General features: G+C 58.0%; 13 protein-coding genes, 2 tRNA genes and 1 pseudogene. 12 read left to right on the top strand and 4 right to left on the bottom strand.

What is annotated here, in order from left to right; translation table 11 throughout:
* The first annotated feature begins 299 nt into the window (after positions 1–299).
* Genes AC1MDT_RS27905 through AC1MDT_RS27885 form a run of 5 tightly spaced genes read left to right on the top strand, consistent with a single transcriptional unit; the run spans position 300 to position 4,495 of the window.
* Positions 300–1,082, top strand: a complete 783-nt coding sequence (locus tag AC1MDT_RS27905; protein ID WP_414906373.1) for a transporter substrate-binding domain-containing protein — start codon at positions 300–302, stop codon at positions 1,080–1,082.
* Between the two features lie 56 nt (positions 1,083–1,138).
* Positions 1,139–1,867 carry an ABC transporter permease gene (locus AC1MDT_RS27900; protein WP_480419893.1) on the top strand — a complete coding sequence of 243 codons (729 nt, stop codon included), beginning with the start codon at positions 1,139–1,141 and terminating at the stop codon, positions 1,865–1,867.
* The gene (locus AC1MDT_RS27895; protein ID WP_480419892.1) at positions 1,864–2,574 is read left to right on the top strand and encodes an ABC transporter permease; all 711 of its coding nucleotides are present in this window, start codon (positions 1,864–1,866) and stop codon (positions 2,572–2,574) included. The genes AC1MDT_RS27900 and AC1MDT_RS27895 overlap by 4 nt, the downstream gene beginning before the upstream one ends.
* Before the next feature lie 24 nt (positions 2,575–2,598).
* Positions 2,599–3,717, top strand: a complete 1,119-nt coding sequence (locus AC1MDT_RS27890; protein WP_480419891.1) for a succinylglutamate desuccinylase/aspartoacylase family protein — start codon at positions 2,599–2,601, stop codon at positions 3,715–3,717.
* A 13-nt stretch (positions 3,718–3,730) separates the two neighbouring features.
* A complete protein-coding gene (locus AC1MDT_RS27885; RefSeq protein WP_480419890.1) occupies positions 3,731–4,495 on the top strand; it encodes an ABC transporter ATP-binding protein in 765 nt (254 codons plus the stop codon).
* A gap of 150 nt (positions 4,496–4,645) precedes the next feature.
* Here AC1MDT_RS27885 and AC1MDT_RS27880 read toward each other — a convergent pair whose 3' ends face one another.
* Positions 4,646–4,855: a hypothetical protein gene (locus AC1MDT_RS27880; protein WP_150718635.1), complete on the bottom strand. Its 210-nt coding sequence runs from the start codon at positions 4,853–4,855 to the stop codon at positions 4,646–4,648.
* A 106-nt stretch (positions 4,856–4,961) separates the two neighbouring features.
* Entirely contained in the window at positions 4,962–5,528 is a 567-nt protein-coding gene (dcd, locus tag AC1MDT_RS27875) for a dCTP deaminase (protein WP_414906368.1), read from the bottom strand.
* Between the two features lie 354 nt (positions 5,529–5,882).
* Here dcd and AC1MDT_RS27870 point away from each other — a divergent pair, with 354 nt between their 5' ends.
* Positions 5,883–6,092, top strand: a complete 210-nt coding sequence (locus AC1MDT_RS27870) for a cold-shock protein (protein WP_002554837.1) — start codon at positions 5,883–5,885, stop codon at positions 6,090–6,092.
* A gap of 190 nt (positions 6,093–6,282) precedes the next feature.
* On the opposite strand, the pseudogene AC1MDT_RS27865 reads toward AC1MDT_RS27870, so the two are convergent.
* A pseudogene (locus AC1MDT_RS27865) lies at positions 6,283–6,688 on the bottom strand (DUF481 domain-containing protein); the annotation flags it as partial.
* Between the two features lie 103 nt (positions 6,689–6,791).
* Here AC1MDT_RS27865 and AC1MDT_RS27860 point away from each other — a divergent pair.
* The 4 genes from AC1MDT_RS27860 to AC1MDT_RS27845 all read left to right on the top strand — a co-directional run bounded on the left by AC1MDT_RS27860 (position 6,792) and on the right by AC1MDT_RS27845 (position 11,598).
* On the top strand, positions 6,792–7,175 hold the full coding sequence (locus AC1MDT_RS27860; protein ID WP_480422875.1) for an MGMT family protein: 384 nt from the start codon (positions 6,792–6,794) through the stop codon (positions 7,173–7,175).
* A 44-nt stretch (positions 7,176–7,219) separates the two neighbouring features.
* A complete protein-coding gene (locus tag AC1MDT_RS27855; protein ID WP_480419889.1) occupies positions 7,220–8,779 on the top strand; it encodes an AmpG family muropeptide MFS transporter in 1,560 nt (519 codons plus the stop codon).
* A 129-nt stretch (positions 8,780–8,908) separates the two neighbouring features.
* Positions 8,909–10,627 carry a proline--tRNA ligase gene (locus AC1MDT_RS27850; RefSeq protein ID WP_480419888.1) on the top strand — a complete coding sequence of 573 codons (1,719 nt, stop codon included), beginning with the start codon at positions 8,909–8,911 and terminating at the stop codon, positions 10,625–10,627.
* A 17-nt stretch (positions 10,628–10,644) separates the two neighbouring features.
* Positions 10,645–11,598 (top strand): hypothetical protein, encoded by a 954-nt coding sequence (locus AC1MDT_RS27845; RefSeq protein ID WP_480419887.1) that lies wholly within the window; start codon positions 10,645–10,647, stop codon positions 11,596–11,598.
* Between the two features lie 116 nt (positions 11,599–11,714).
* Here AC1MDT_RS27845 and dinB read toward each other — a convergent pair whose 3' ends face one another.
* Positions 11,715–12,776 carry a DNA polymerase IV gene (gene dinB, locus AC1MDT_RS27840; protein WP_480419886.1) on the bottom strand — a complete coding sequence of 354 codons (1,062 nt, stop codon included), beginning with the start codon at positions 12,774–12,776 and terminating at the stop codon, positions 11,715–11,717.
* A 301-nt stretch (positions 12,777–13,077) separates the two neighbouring features.
* On the opposite strand from dinB, the gene AC1MDT_RS27835 reads away from it, so the two are divergent.
* A tRNA-Met gene (locus tag AC1MDT_RS27835) sits at positions 13,078–13,154 on the top strand.
* A gap of 219 nt (positions 13,155–13,373) precedes the next feature.
* Positions 13,374–13,450: transfer RNA gene (locus tag AC1MDT_RS27830), tRNA-Met, on the top strand.
* Positions 13,451–13,590 lie beyond the last annotated feature (140 nt).

Below are 13,590 nucleotides of genomic sequence, written 5' to 3'. Positions count from 1 at the left end.
TAGGAGCGAGCCTGCTCGCGAAAGCGGTAGATCAGAAGCATTGATATCGACCGACTCGCCCTTTTCGCGAGCAGGCTCGCTCCCACAATGATTTACGGCACCACGAACCGAGTTGGTGCAGCTATTTTCCAGCGCCCATTTTCGTGCACAATTCACGCTCTGCCACGTCTCGTATCACCTTTTAAAACGCTTGTTTGGGACTCTGGTTCGGAAATTGCTACTTTCTATGGGTCTTACGCTTTCCAGTAACAATAATTCTGCGCCACAAGCGCTCATATTGGTTCTTAGGGATTTGAATAATGAAAAAAGCATTGCTGACCCTTTCTGCACTGGCGTTGTGCATGGCTGCCGGCTCCGCCATGGCAAAGGAATACAAAGAATTGCGTTTTGGCGTTGATCCTTCTTACGCTCCGTTCGAGTCGAAAGCGGCCGACGGTAGCCTGGTGGGCTTCGACATCGATCTGGGGAACGCGATCTGCGCCGAGCTGAAGGTCAAGTGCAAATGGGTCGAAAGCGATTTCGACGGCATGATTCCGGGCCTGAAGGCCAACAAATTCGACGGTGTGATCTCTTCGATGACCGTTACTGAGGCCCGCGAAAAAGTCATCGACTTCTCCAGTGAGCTGTTCTCCGGCCCGACGTCTTTCGTGTCCAAGAAGGGCTCCGGCATTAGCCCGGATATCGCTTCGCTGAAAGGTAAAAAGGTCGGCTACGAGCAGGGCACCATCCAGGAAGCCTACGCCAAAGCCGTGCTGGACAAGGCTGGTGTGACCACTCAGGCCTACGCCAACCAGGACCAGGTCTATGCTGACCTGACTTCCGGTCGTCTGGACGCGTCGATTCAGGACATGCTGCAAGCCGAACTGGGCTTTTTGAAGTCGCCACAAGGCGCCGAATACGAAGTCAGCAAGCCAGTAAATGATCCACTGCTGCCAGCCAAAACAGCTGTCGGTATCTCGAAAGGTAACAAAGACCTCAAGGCACTTCTGGATAAAGGTATCAAAGCGTTACACGACGATGGCACCTACGCCACCATTCAGAAGAAACACTTTGGCGATCTGAATCTGTACAGCGGCAAATAATGCCCGGCGCCCATCTCGCGATGGGCGCTTTTTTCATCCGATCAGGTTGCTGATTTATGTTCGAAAACCTTTTACAAAACCTGGGGCTCTCCACCTTCAGCCTCAAGGGCTTCGGCCCGTTGCTGTTGGAAGGCACTTGGATGACCATCAAATTATCGGTGTTGTCGCTTTTGGTGGCCGTGTTGCTCGGCCTGCTGGGCGCCAGTGCCAAGCTGTCAAAAGTCAAACTGGTGCGGGTCCCTGCCCAGATGTACACCACACTGATTCGCGGCGTGCCGGACCTGGTGTTGATGCTGCTGATTTTCTACAGCCTGCAAACCTGGCTGACGTCGTTGACTGACTTCATGGAATGGGAATACATCGAGATCAACCCGTTCAGCGCCGGGGTCATCACCCTGGGCTTCATTTATGGCGCGTATTTCACCGAAACCTTCCGGGGCGCGATCCTCGCGGTACCTCGTGGCCAGGTCGAAGCCGCCACCGCTTATGGCCTCAAACGCGGTCAGCGTTTTCGTTTCGTGGTGTTCCCGCAGATGATGCGTTTTGCTCTGCCAGGTATCGGCAACAACTGGATGGTGATGCTCAAGGCGACCGCGCTGGTGTCGATCATCGGCCTCGCCGATCTGGTCAAGGCTGCCCAGGATGCCGGTAAAAGCACCTACCAACTGTTTTACTTCCTGGTACTGGCCGCCATGATTTACCTGATGATCACCAGCGCGTCCAATGTCGTCCTGCGTTGGCTCGAACGCCGCTACGCCGCCGGTTCCCGGGAGGCCGTACGATGATCGAACTCTTGCAGGAATACTGGAAACCCTTCCTCTATACCGACGGCTACCACATCACTGGCCTGGCCATGACCATGTGGCTACTCAGCGCCTCGATCTTCGTCGGTTTTCTGGTGTCGATCCCGCTGTCCATCGCCCGGGTTTCGCCGCGCCTCTACGTCCGTTGGCCGGTGCAGTTCTACACCTACCTGTTCCGGGGTACGCCGCTGTATATCCAGCTACTGATTTGCTACACCGGCATTTACAGCCTGGCCGCCGTGCGTGCCCAGCCCGTGCTGGATGCGTTTTTCCGCGATGCGATGAACTGCACCATCCTGGCCTTCGCCCTGAACACGTGCGCGTACACCACGGAGATCTTCTCCGGGGCCATTCGCAGCATGAACCATGGTGAAGTCGAAGCCGCGAAAGCCTACGGTCTGACAGGCTGGAAGCTGTATGCCTACGTGATCATGCCGTCAGCCCTGCGTCGCTCGTTGCCCTATTACAGCAACGAAGTGATTTTGATGCTGCACTCGACCACTGTGGCGTTCACTGCAACGATCCCGGACATCCTGAAAGTCGCTCGGGACGCCAACTCGGCGACGTTCCTGACCTTTCAGTCGTTCGGCATCGCTGCGCTGATCTACCTGACCGTGACCTTTGCGCTGGTCGGCCTGTTCCGTCTCGCCGAACGCCGATGGCTGGCGTTTCTTGGGCCGACCCACTAGGACCCGCTTTAGGAATAAAGAGACATGCGCCACACGATTCATGACCTGCTGGCCCCGCTGCCAGGGACCGCAAGACAGATACACAGTTTCCACTTCGGCCCGGAGTCGGCCAAAGGCAAGATCTACATTCAGTCATCCCTGCACGCCGATGAAATGCCGGGCATGCTGGTCGCCTGGCACCTCAAGCAGCGTCTGGCGGAGCTGGAAGCCGCCGGCCGCCTGCGCAGCGAAATCGTGCTGGTCCCGGTGGCCAACCCGGTCGGCCTGGAACAAGTGGTGATGGATGTGCCACTGGGCCGCTATGAGCTGGAAAGCGGGCAGAACTTCAATCGCTGGTTCGTGGACTTGAGTGAAGAGGTCGGCAATGAAATCGAAGGCCGGCTCGGCGACGATCCCCGGTACAACCTCGAACTGATCCGCGACAGCCTGCGGGGCGCCCTCGCCCGGCAGACCGCCGGCACTCAACTGCAATCCCAGCGCCTGATCCTGCAACGCCTGGCCTGCGATGCCGATATGGTGCTGGACTTGCACTGCGATTTCGAAGCCGTCGCGCACCTCTACACCACGCCCGAGGCCTGGCCTCTGGTCGAGCCGCTGGCCCGTTACATCGGAGCTGAAGCCAGTCTGCTGGCCACCGACTCCGGCGGTCAGTCGTTCGATGAGTGTTTCACCCTGCTCTGGTGGCAGTTGAAAGAACGCTTCGGTGAGCATTTCGACATACCGCTCGGCAGTCTCTCGGTCACCGTCGAATTGCGCGGCCAAGGTGACGTCAATCACCCTCTGGCCAGCCTCGATAGCCAGGCATTGATCGATTACCTGATTCATTACGGCGCAATCGCCGGCGAACCGGCGCCACTGCCCGAACTGCCCTACCCGGCCACGCCGCTGGCCGGTGTCGAACCGGTGGCCACGCCTGTGGGCGGGCTGCTGGTATTTGCCGCGCTGCCGGGGGAATACCTTGAAGCCGGGCAACTGATCGCCGAAATCATTGACCCGATCCTTGATCGTGTCACCCCTGTCCATTGCACCGCCGCCGGGTTGATGTACGCCCGTTCGCTGCGCCGCATGGCCACTGCCGGCATGGTGATCGCCCATGTCGCGGGCACCGAAGCCTATCGCAGCGGCTACCTTCTTTCGCCTTGAGGATGCATGCCCCATGTACAAACTGACCATCGAAGGCCTGCATAAAAGCTATGGCGATCATGAAGTACTCAAAGGTGTGTCGCTCAAGGCCAACACCGGCGATGTCATCAGCCTGATCGGCGCCAGCGGCTCGGGCAAAAGTACCTTCCTGCGCTGCATCAACTTTCTCGAACAACCCAACGACGGCGCCATGAGCCTCGACGGCCAGAACATCCGCATGATCAAGGATCGCCATGGCATGCACGTGGCCGATGCCGATGAACTGCAACGGATCCGCACCCGTCTGGCCATGGTGTTCCAGCACTTCAACCTGTGGAGCCACCTGACAGTGCTGGAAAACATCACCATGGCCCCGCGCCGGGTGCTGGGTTGCGACAAGAAAGAGGCCGAAGACCGTGCCCGACGCTACCTCGACAAGGTCGGTCTGGCACCCCGCGTGGCGGACCAATACCCGGCGTTTCTCTCGGGCGGCCAGCAACAGCGCGTAGCGATTGCCCGCGCGCTGGCCATGGAGCCGGAAGTCATGCTGTTCGACGAACCGACCTCGGCGCTCGACCCGGAGCTGGTGGGTGAAGTGCTGAAAGTGATCCAGGGCCTGGCCGAAGAAGGCCGGACCATGATCATGGTCACCCACGAAATGAGCTTTGCCCGAAAGGTATCGAGCCAGGTGCTGTTTCTGCACCAGGGGTTGGTGGAGGAAGAAGGCGCGCCGGAAGACGTGCTGGGCAATCCGAGGAGTGAACGGCTGAAGCAATTCCTCAGCGGCAACCTGAAGTAAATCGCATCCCTGTAGGAGCGAGCTCGCTCGCGAAAGACGTTAACGATAACGCGTTCTCCCTGAATAAACGCGTTGCTCTCAAGTCCTTCGTCGGAACGCCGCCCGGAGCAAGCTCGCTCCTACAGGTCACAGGTCGTCAGCGGTAGGGCTTCAAGCAACAGGCGCGGGAGGCGGCTCATCCGGCAGGGTGGGCTCTCCGGGCTCCATAGGTTGTTCGTTTGGCGTATCGGGATCAGGCTGACCGGGGATACCCCCCGCCATGCTGACGGGCGGATGTGCCAACAAGGACCAGGCCAAAACGCCAACCTGATTGGGCTCAAGCCTTGCCAGTTCGGCACTTATTCGTGGATCGATCTTCATACAGCACTCCTGAGCAATGGCCCGCTCCGCTGTACGCGAATCGGGCAGTACCCCCAATAGAGTGTCTACCCACTCAAGAATTCCCGCTAGCTACCAGATGAACGGATCAAGTACGTGGCAGGGTGACGCCGAGCTGGCCCTGATACTTGCCGCCACGGTCCTTGTAGGAGACTTCGCACTCTTCGTCGGATTCGAAGAACAACATCTGCGCCACGCCTTCATTGGCATAGATTTTCGCCGGCAGGGTCGTGGTGTTGGAGAATTCCAGGGTCACGTGGCCTTCCCACTCCGGCTCAAGCGGCGTCACGTTGACGATAATACCGCAGCGCGCGTAGGTGCTTTTACCGAGGCAGATGGTCAGCACGTTGCGCGGAATGCGGAAAAATTCCACGGTGCGCGCCAGGGCGAAGGAGTTCGGCGGAATGATGCAGACGTCACTCTTGACGTCGACGAAGCTCTTTTCGTCGAAATTCTTCGGATCGACGGTCGCCGAATTGATATTGGTGAACACTTTGAATTCATCGGCGCAACGCACGTCGTAGCCGTAGCTCGACACACCGTAGGAAATCACTCGGTCGGCACCTTCGCCGCGCATCTGGCGCTCTACAAAGGGCTCGATCATGCCGTGCTCTTGCGCCATGCGGCGAATCCACTTGTCCGATTTGATGCTCATGGCGGGTGTCCTGAATAGCGAGGTGGAAAAATTCTGTCCGGCATCTTACCGGGGCACGCCGCCGGGTTCAAAGTCCAGGGTGCAAATCTTGCCGATCCCCCGTAATTTGCGGGGTTTGCGGACAAACTGATGGACCGTCAGTCATGAAAACAGAGAAACCTTCGCAAGAAGCATTGGCACGTTCCGGAAAAAGGGTTAAGGTGGCGCCACTGTGCTGCTTGTGTCACTGAGAATCTCTACACGATATGTTGAATTTCGATCCAACCATCTACAAGAATTTTTCCTGCTCTTTGCACTCAGTCTCGGCCAGGGTTCTTCCTGAGTCGCAGTTATCTTTGTTCAAGGAGTTACACCATGTCTAATCGCCAAACCGGTACCGTTAAGTGGTTCAACGATGAAAAAGGCTTCGGCTTCATCACTCCACAATCCGGTGACGACCTGTTCGTTCACTTCAAAGCTATCCAATCCGACGGCTTCAAAAGCCTGAAAGAAGGCCAACAGGTTTCTTTCATCGCTACCCGCGGTCAGAAAGGCATGCAAGCTGAAGAAGTTCAAGTTATCTAACTTGTACTTGCTTTAGTAAAAGGCCCCGCCCTCAAAAGCGGGGCTTTTTTGTGGGCGAGTGTTTTTGCCATGAAAAAAAAGATCGTCCGAACGCGGCCCGAAGGTTCGGGCCGCGTTCGGACGATCTTTTGATTTTTTCGACGCCTACCAGGTCACGCCAAACCCTGCCGTATACCGAGTCTTGTTCTTTGTTCGTGGTAACCACGTCATCCTGGAATTCACGGTTGTACTCGCCTTCCGCGGTATGTCGCCATCTTGAAATTGACGCCATAGTCATCGGTGTCGTTTTCCGCCCTTTGATAATCCAGCGCGGCATCGATATTGCCCTTTCACACCAGATCCTCGACCACAGGCTTAGGCTTGAGTATCTGCTGGATACTCGCGAGTTCAACGGTCTTGGGGGCCTCGCCGTTGGCCAGGGTCACCTTGCCGTCGCCTGCCGCCTGCAGCGACTTGGCTTTCTCGCCCTTGTAGGCATCTTGCCTGACCAGCAACTCCTGATCGCTTTCCAGCGTCTTGACCTGCTTCCAGTCGATCGGAATCGCTCCGGCGTATTCGGTCTGGATCAACAGCTTGCCGCCATCAAAAAGGGTGATCTTGCTACTCTACGAACGGCGATCGATTGTAGGAGCGAGCTAGCTCGCGATAAATTTGAACGCGGCGTTTTGCTCCGGGCAGTTCGCGCCATCGTTTACGCCCATCGCGAGCAAGCTCACCCTTACAGGAAATCCGGACGTGTCCGACATTGAACCCGAAAGCGCGGCGCAAATCCGACGCACGGCGCTCTACCTGACATTGGCCCAAGTCCCCGAGGGCAAAGTCGTCAGTTATGGCCAACTCGCCGAACTGGCGGGCCTGGGTCGCGCTGCCCGCTGGGTCGGGCGCACACTGAGCCAATTGCCGGGTGACAGCAAACTGCCCTGGCACCGTGTACTCGGCGCCGGGGGGCGTATCAGCCTGCCTGTTGGCAGCCCTTCGGGGGATGAACAACGTGCGCGTTTGCGCATGGAGGGAGTCAGTATCCTGAATAATCGTGTTGATATTCAGCGCCATGGCTGGCGTCCGGTAGACCACAGCGGTTAGAGTGCGCGCTTTGTTTCCGTAACTCTTGAGGCAGACTCCAGCCCATGCCCCGTAAAACCTGGCGCGCCGCGCTCGCCGCCTATGCCAGCCCTTCAACGCTCGTGCTGTTGCTTCTCGGCTTCGCCGCTGGCCTGCCCTACATGTTGGTGTTTTCGACACTTTCGGTATGGCTGCGTGAAGCCGGTGTGGCTCGCGAAACCATTGGCTATGCAAGCCTGATCGGCTTGGCCTACGCCTTTAAATGGGTGTGGTCCCCCCTGCTCGACCAATGGCGCCTGCCCCTGCTCGGCAAGCTTGGCCGCCGCCGCTCGTGGCTGGTGCTGGCCCAATCGCTGGTGATCCTTGGTCTGATCGGCATGGGTTTCTGCGACCCGCAAAAACACTTGTCCTGGCTGATCGCCATTGCCGTGGTCGTTGCATTCGCTTCGGCGACGCAAGACATCGCCGTAGATGCCTATCGCCTGGAAATCGCTGAAGACAGTCGCCAGGCTGCACTGGCCGCCAGTTACATGTCCGGCTATCGGATCGCGGCGTTGCTGGCCACCGCTGGCGCGCTGTTCATCGCGGAAGGCTTCGGCTCCACCGGCTTCAACTACAAGCATTCAGCCTGGACCGGCACCTACGTGCTGTTCGGCGCCTTGATGATCCCTGCCCTGCTCACCACCCTGTTCATGCGCGAGCCGCCGGTGCCCCTGCGCACTCAGCTTCAGGCCGGGCGCTATAGCTTTGTTCATCAGCTGGCGTCGGTGTTTGTCCTCATTGTGTTGCTGGTGTCCGTACCGGCCATGTTCACCCAACTCTACAACACGGACTTCGCCAGCGTGCTGTTCGGCGGCGTGAGCCCGCTCGACCTGCTACTCGAAGACCGCGCCTTTCTGCGTGCGATCCTCTACACCCTCCTCACCGCCCTGTGCCTTTCGACCATGGGTCGCCGCGGCCTGGCGCCAGTGCTTACGCCAGTCAACGACTTTATCCTGCGCTACCGCTGGCAAGCCTTCCTGCTGCTTGGGCTGATTGCCACCTATCGAATGTCCGACACGGTCATGGGCGTGATGGCCAACGTGTTTTACATCGACCTGGGCTTTACCAAGGATCAGATCGCCGGCGTCAGCAAGATATTCGGCCTGATCATGACCCTGCTCGGCGCAGGCATGGGCGGTTTACTGATCGTACGTTTCGGCATCCTGCCGATCCTGTTCGTCGGCGGCGCAGCCTCGGCCGCCACCAACCTGCTGTTCGTGATGCTCGCCGACATGGGCGCCAATCTGAACATGCTGATTCTCACCATTTCCCTGGACAACTTCAGCTCGGGTCTGGCGACCTCGGCGTTCGTCGCCTACCTGTCGAGCCTGACCAACCTCAAGTTCTCCGCCACCCAGTACGCCCTGCTCAGCTCGATCATGCTCTTGCTGCCACGCCTGATTGGCGGCTACTCGGGGGTCATGGTCGAAAAGTTCGGCTACCATAATTTCTTCATCATCACCGCCCTGCTCGGTGTTCCGACGCTGCTGCTGATTGCCCTGCACTGGTTTCAGGAAAACCGTCGAGCCGGCCCGACGCCATCACCCGAGCCGGTGCCGACGCAGGTTGCGGAAGAGTCGTAGGAAACGTCCAAATGGCGGGAGGTTTCCCGCCATCCGGTCGAGCCGCCGGCCGCACTTCTGTACGCCAGCGGATCTCGCCCGTACAATGCTCCGTCATTTCTCGTCATCAGCAACCGACAACGGCCAACCATGCGCACCAGTCAATTTTTGCTCGCCACACAGAAAGAAACGCCTTCCGACGCGGTCGTGATCAGCCATCAGCTGATGCTGCGCGCCGGCATGATCCGCAAACTCGCCTCGGGCCTGTACACCTGGCTGCCGATGGGCTTGCGAGTGATGCGCAAGGTCGAAGCCGTCGTTCGTGAAGAAATGAACGCCGCCGGCTCTCTCGAAGTGTTGATGCCGAGCACTCAACCGGCTGAGCTGTGGCAAGAATCCGGTCGCTGGGAAGAATACGGCCCTGAATTGCTGCGCTTCAAGGATCGCCACGGTCGCGACTTCTGCGCCGGCCCGACCCACGAAGAAGTCATCACCGACCTGATGCGCAACGAGTTGAGCAGCTACAAACAGCTGCCAATCAACCTGTATCAGATCCAGACCAAATTCCGTGACGAAATCCGTCCACGCTTCGGTTTGATGCGCGGCCGCGAATTCATCATGAAGGACGCTTACTCCTTTCATGCTGACCAGCCATCGCTGCAGGTCACCTATGACCGCATGCACCAGGCGTACTGCAACGTGTTCACCCGTCTGGGCCTGAAGTTCCGTCCTGTTGAAGCCGATAACGGCTCGATTGGCGGCGCCGGCTCCCACGAATTCCACGTTCTGGCCGAATCCGGCGAAGACGATATCGTCTTCAGTAACGGTTCCGACTACGCCGCGAACATCGAGAAAGCCGAAGCTGTGCCGCGCGAAACCTCCCGTGCGCTGCCTGCCGAAGAACTGCGTCTGGTCGACACCCCGAACGCCAAGACCATCGCGCAACTGGTTGAAGGCTTCAACCTGCCGATCGAGAAGACCATCAAGACCTTGGTGGTTCACGCTGAAGAAGAGAAGGGCAAGCTGATCGCCCTGATCATCCGTGGCGACCATGAGCTGAACGAAATCAAGGCCGCCAACCAGCCTGGCGTAGCCAGCCCGCTGGTCATGGCGTCCGAGTCCGAACTGCGTGACGCCATTGGCGCCGGCGCCGGCTCCCTTGGCCCATTGAACCTGCCGCTGCCGATCATCATCGACCGTTCCGTCGAGCTGATGAGCGACTTCGGTATTGGTGCCAACATCGACGACAAGCACTACTTCGGCGTGAACTGGGAGCGCGATCTGCCGGTGCCAACCGTTGCCGACCTGCGTAACGTGGTAGCCGGCGACCCTAGCCCTGACGGCAAAGGCACGCTGGAAATCAAGCGCGGCATCGAAGTCGGGCACATCTTCCAGCTGGGCAACAAGTACAGCAAAGCGATGAAGTGCGAAGTACTGGGCGAGAACGGCAAGCCGGTCACACTGGAAATGGGCTGCTACGGCATTGGCGTTTCCCGCGTGGTGGCTGCTGCCATCGAGCAGAACAACGACGCCAACGGCATCATCTGGAGCGACACATTGGCGCCGTTCCAGATTGCACTGGTCCCGCTGCGCTACGAGACCGAGCAGGTCCGCGAAGCCACCGACAAGCTGTACGCAGAACTGACTGCGGCCGGGTTCGAAGTGCTGCTGGATGATCGTGACAAAAAGACCAGCCCGGGCATCAAGTTCGCGGACATGGAGCTGATCGGCATTCCTCACCGGATCGTGGTCAGCGACCGCGGCCTTGGCGAAGGCAATCTGGAATACAAGAGCCGCACTGAGCCTGAGGCGCAAGCACTGCCAGTCGCTGACGTGCTGTCTTTCCTCCAGGCCCGCATCCGCCGCTGACACCAGATAGAGAAGTCATGTTCAAGCGAAACACCTTAGGCCTCGGTGGTGCCGCCCTGTGCGGCACCCTGCTGGTCAGCGGCTGTGCCAATCACATGTCACAACGCAGTGAGCACGAGGAACGCGTCGAGCGAAAACTGCTTGATCACAGCCTGCAGATCGATGTCGGCGAGCCCAAGATGCTTGAGCTTCCGCAACGCCGGGTGAAAATTCACGAGCAGAAGACGTTCGAGATCACCGAGTTCGACGTCACGCGTCACTATGATCGCTACACACCCTACCAACCCTGGCGGAAGATCTACGAGATTCCGCTGGGCGCGGTGGCCTTGGTGGCCGGTGTCGGGGCGAACGTGGTCAACGTGTTCGCCCTTGGTCATCTGCCGGACAGCATGACGAAGGACTGGCTGAGCCACGGTATCGACGGGCTCAACCCGTTCATGAACATGCCGTCCTATGGTCGTGCGCAACAGAACCTCGCGGGCATCGACGAAGTTCAGCGGGACAAGCGCACCGAGTACTCGAGCTTGCCCTGGAGCGAGCGTCCGGTTGAGGTCAAGGCCGGCAAGGAAACCTTCGAACTGACCACCGACAAAAACGGCGTATTGCGCCTGAACCTGTTGGACAGCCCGTTCGCCGAACATGACATCAATCATTTGACCCGACTGCTGATCAGAGTCGCAGACAGCCAGGACGATGTGCACACCGATTCGTCCCTGGCGATCAGCAGCTCATTGCGTGGCAAGCTGCTGGAAGCGCACGGCTTGATTTACGATGACCTCGAAGACGATGAAGTGAGCCAGTGGGTGCACCGGGTCAAACGTCTGTCGGAGCTGGGCCTGGAAGAAGAAGCCAGTGAGCTGGAACAAAGCCTGATCGAGCTGACACGCAACGATCCCGAACTGCAAACCGAGTTCCTCAAGTCGCTGACGAAGGATGCCGGTCGATTGGTGGCGGATCCTGGGCCGAATTAAAGGCTAGAAGCTTCGCGAGCAGGCTCGCTCCCACAGTTGACCGAGTTGTTCAGTCGAACGCGGTCTAATGTGGGAGCGAGCCTGCTCGCGAAAAGCCCCCGACATTCACTGCAAAACTACCGGTCAAACAACTCCATCTGCTCAAATCCGCCCCGCAAATCCTCCAGCCGCACCCCTACCCCCAACAAACGCACCGGTTTCCCGCCCCGATTGAAGGCTTGGGTCAGCAACAACTGATAGCTCCCCAAATCCCGCCCTGCCCCGGCCTGCTCCAGCGTGGTCTGGGTAAAGTCATGGAATTTCACTTTGACGAACGGTTTGCCCGGCCGATAGCTACTGTCGATCCGCGCCATGCGACTGCCCAGGGTTTCCAGCAACTCGGGCAACTTATCCAGGCAACTGACCAGATCCGGCAAGTCCACGTCATAGGTGTTTTCGACACTGATCGACTGCCGACGACTGTCGTTGTGCACCAGCCGATCATCGATCCCACGTGCCAGGCTCCAGAGTCGCTCGCCAAAACTGCCAAATTCTCGCACCAGTGCCAACTTGTCCCACTCGCGCAAATGCGAGCAATCGACGATGCCGAGCCTGCCCAGCTTATCGGCGGTGACTTTGCCAACACCGTGCAACTTGCTGACAGGCAAACCACTGACAAAGTCCTCGACCTGATCCGGTGTGATCACGAACAAACCGTTGGGCTTTTTCCAGTCACTGGCGATCTTGGCGAGAAATTTGTTCGGCGCCACACCAGCAGAAACGGTGATGTGCAACTGATTGGAGACTCGCCGGCGGATGTCCTGGGCAATTCGCGTGGCGCTGCCGCCGAAATGTGCGCTATCCGACACGTCGAGATAAGCCTCATCGAGAGAAAGCGGTTCGATCAAGTCGGTGTAATCGCGAAAGATCGTATGAATTTCCTTCGACGCTTCTCTATAGGCGTCCATGCGCGGTTTGACGATGGTCAGGTCCGGGCACAGCTTCAGGGCATGCCCGGAAGACATGGCCGAGCGAACACCATACGCCCGCGCCTCATAGTTGCAGGTGGCGATCACCCCGCGCCGATCCGCCGAACCGCCCACCGCCAAAGGTTTACCGGCCAGGCGCGGGTCGTCACGCATCTCGATGGCGGCGTAGAAGCAATCACAGTCGACGTGGATGATTTTTCGCTGCGTCATATAAAAGCGGGGTTCATGGTGATGAAAGGGCGTCATAGCAGTGCCGGAAAAGCAGTATCTCACTGACACCTGTATATAGCACCAGTAGTCTGAATGTTCTTTTCCACCCGTAGGAAAAGCACCGGGTGAATTTAATTTATCAATCGACAAGCGCATCCCAATAGAGCTGAAAGCCTTGCCACGCCTACCTTACAGCCGATAATACCCCCTCTTTTTTTTGCTAAACGATTGAACCAGAAGAGTTTTATCCAGATTGAAGGTTGACAGCCCGGCAATCCTCTGTAGAATGCCGACACACAGACGCGGGATGGAGCAGTCTGGTAGCTCGTCGGGCTCATAACCCGAAGGTCGTCGGTTCAAATCCGGCTCCCGCAACCAAACATCAAAAAAGGCTACTCGAAAGAGTGGCCTTTTTTGTGCGTGTCAGTTTTGTAAAAACGACGCACATACCGTTCTTGCGCAGAGATGAGAAATCGTTCTGATTCCGAAACTTAAGACACCTCCACGACCGTTCGACGTTCTTTTACACTTATTTGACCCTATTCAGGATTAACGGTTGACACCCCGGCGTATCTCTATAGAATGCCGCCACACAGACGCGGGATGGAGCAGTCTGGTAGCTCGTCGGGCTCATAACCCGAAGGTCGTCGGTTCAAATCCGGCTCCCGCAACCAAACATCAAAAAAGGCTGCTCGAAAGAGTGGCCTTTTTTGTATCTGTTGAAAAAGTCCTTTCGCAACAATGATCTGTCACTGTGTAGTGAACCGTTCGGGACTACCAGACTCTGAGTTCAGACTATGCTGAATCGCAGACA

Source organism: Pseudomonas sp. ASL7 (assembly GCF_056680375.1).
This window is presented reverse-complemented; position numbering and strand designations above follow the sequence as displayed.

Excerpts from the sequence above, each read along its gene's own strand:
- AC1MDT_RS27905 (WP_414906373.1), top strand. The coding sequence starts at position 300 with ATGAAAAAAGCATTGCTGACCCTTTCTGCACTGGCGTTGTGCATGGCT.
- AC1MDT_RS27900 (WP_480419893.1), top strand. The coding sequence starts at position 1,139 with ATGTTCGAAAACCTTTTACAAAACCTGGGGCTCTCCACCTTCAGCCTC.
- AC1MDT_RS27895 (WP_480419892.1), top strand. The coding sequence starts at position 1,864 with ATGATCGAACTCTTGCAGGAATACTGGAAACCCTTCCTCTATACCGAC.
- AC1MDT_RS27890 (WP_480419891.1), top strand. The coding sequence starts at position 2,599 with ATGCGCCACACGATTCATGACCTGCTGGCCCCGCTGCCAGGGACCGCA.
- AC1MDT_RS27885 (WP_480419890.1), top strand. The coding sequence starts at position 3,731 with ATGTACAAACTGACCATCGAAGGCCTGCATAAAAGCTATGGCGATCAT.
- AC1MDT_RS27880 (WP_150718635.1), bottom strand. The coding sequence starts at position 4,855 with ATGAAGATCGATCCACGAATAAGTGCCGAACTGGCAAGGCTTGAGCCC.
- dcd (WP_414906368.1), bottom strand. The coding sequence starts at position 5,528 with ATGAGCATCAAATCGGACAAGTGGATTCGCCGCATGGCGCAAGAGCAC.
- AC1MDT_RS27870 (WP_002554837.1), top strand. The coding sequence starts at position 5,883 with ATGTCTAATCGCCAAACCGGTACCGTTAAGTGGTTCAACGATGAAAAA.
- AC1MDT_RS27855 (WP_480419889.1), top strand. The coding sequence starts at position 7,220 with ATGCCCCGTAAAACCTGGCGCGCCGCGCTCGCCGCCTATGCCAGCCCT.
- AC1MDT_RS27850 (WP_480419888.1), top strand. The coding sequence starts at position 8,909 with ATGCGCACCAGTCAATTTTTGCTCGCCACACAGAAAGAAACGCCTTCC.
- AC1MDT_RS27845 (WP_480419887.1), top strand. The coding sequence starts at position 10,645 with ATGTTCAAGCGAAACACCTTAGGCCTCGGTGGTGCCGCCCTGTGCGGC.
- dinB (WP_480419886.1), bottom strand. The coding sequence starts at position 12,776 with ATGACGCAGCGAAAAATCATCCACGTCGACTGTGATTGCTTCTACGCC.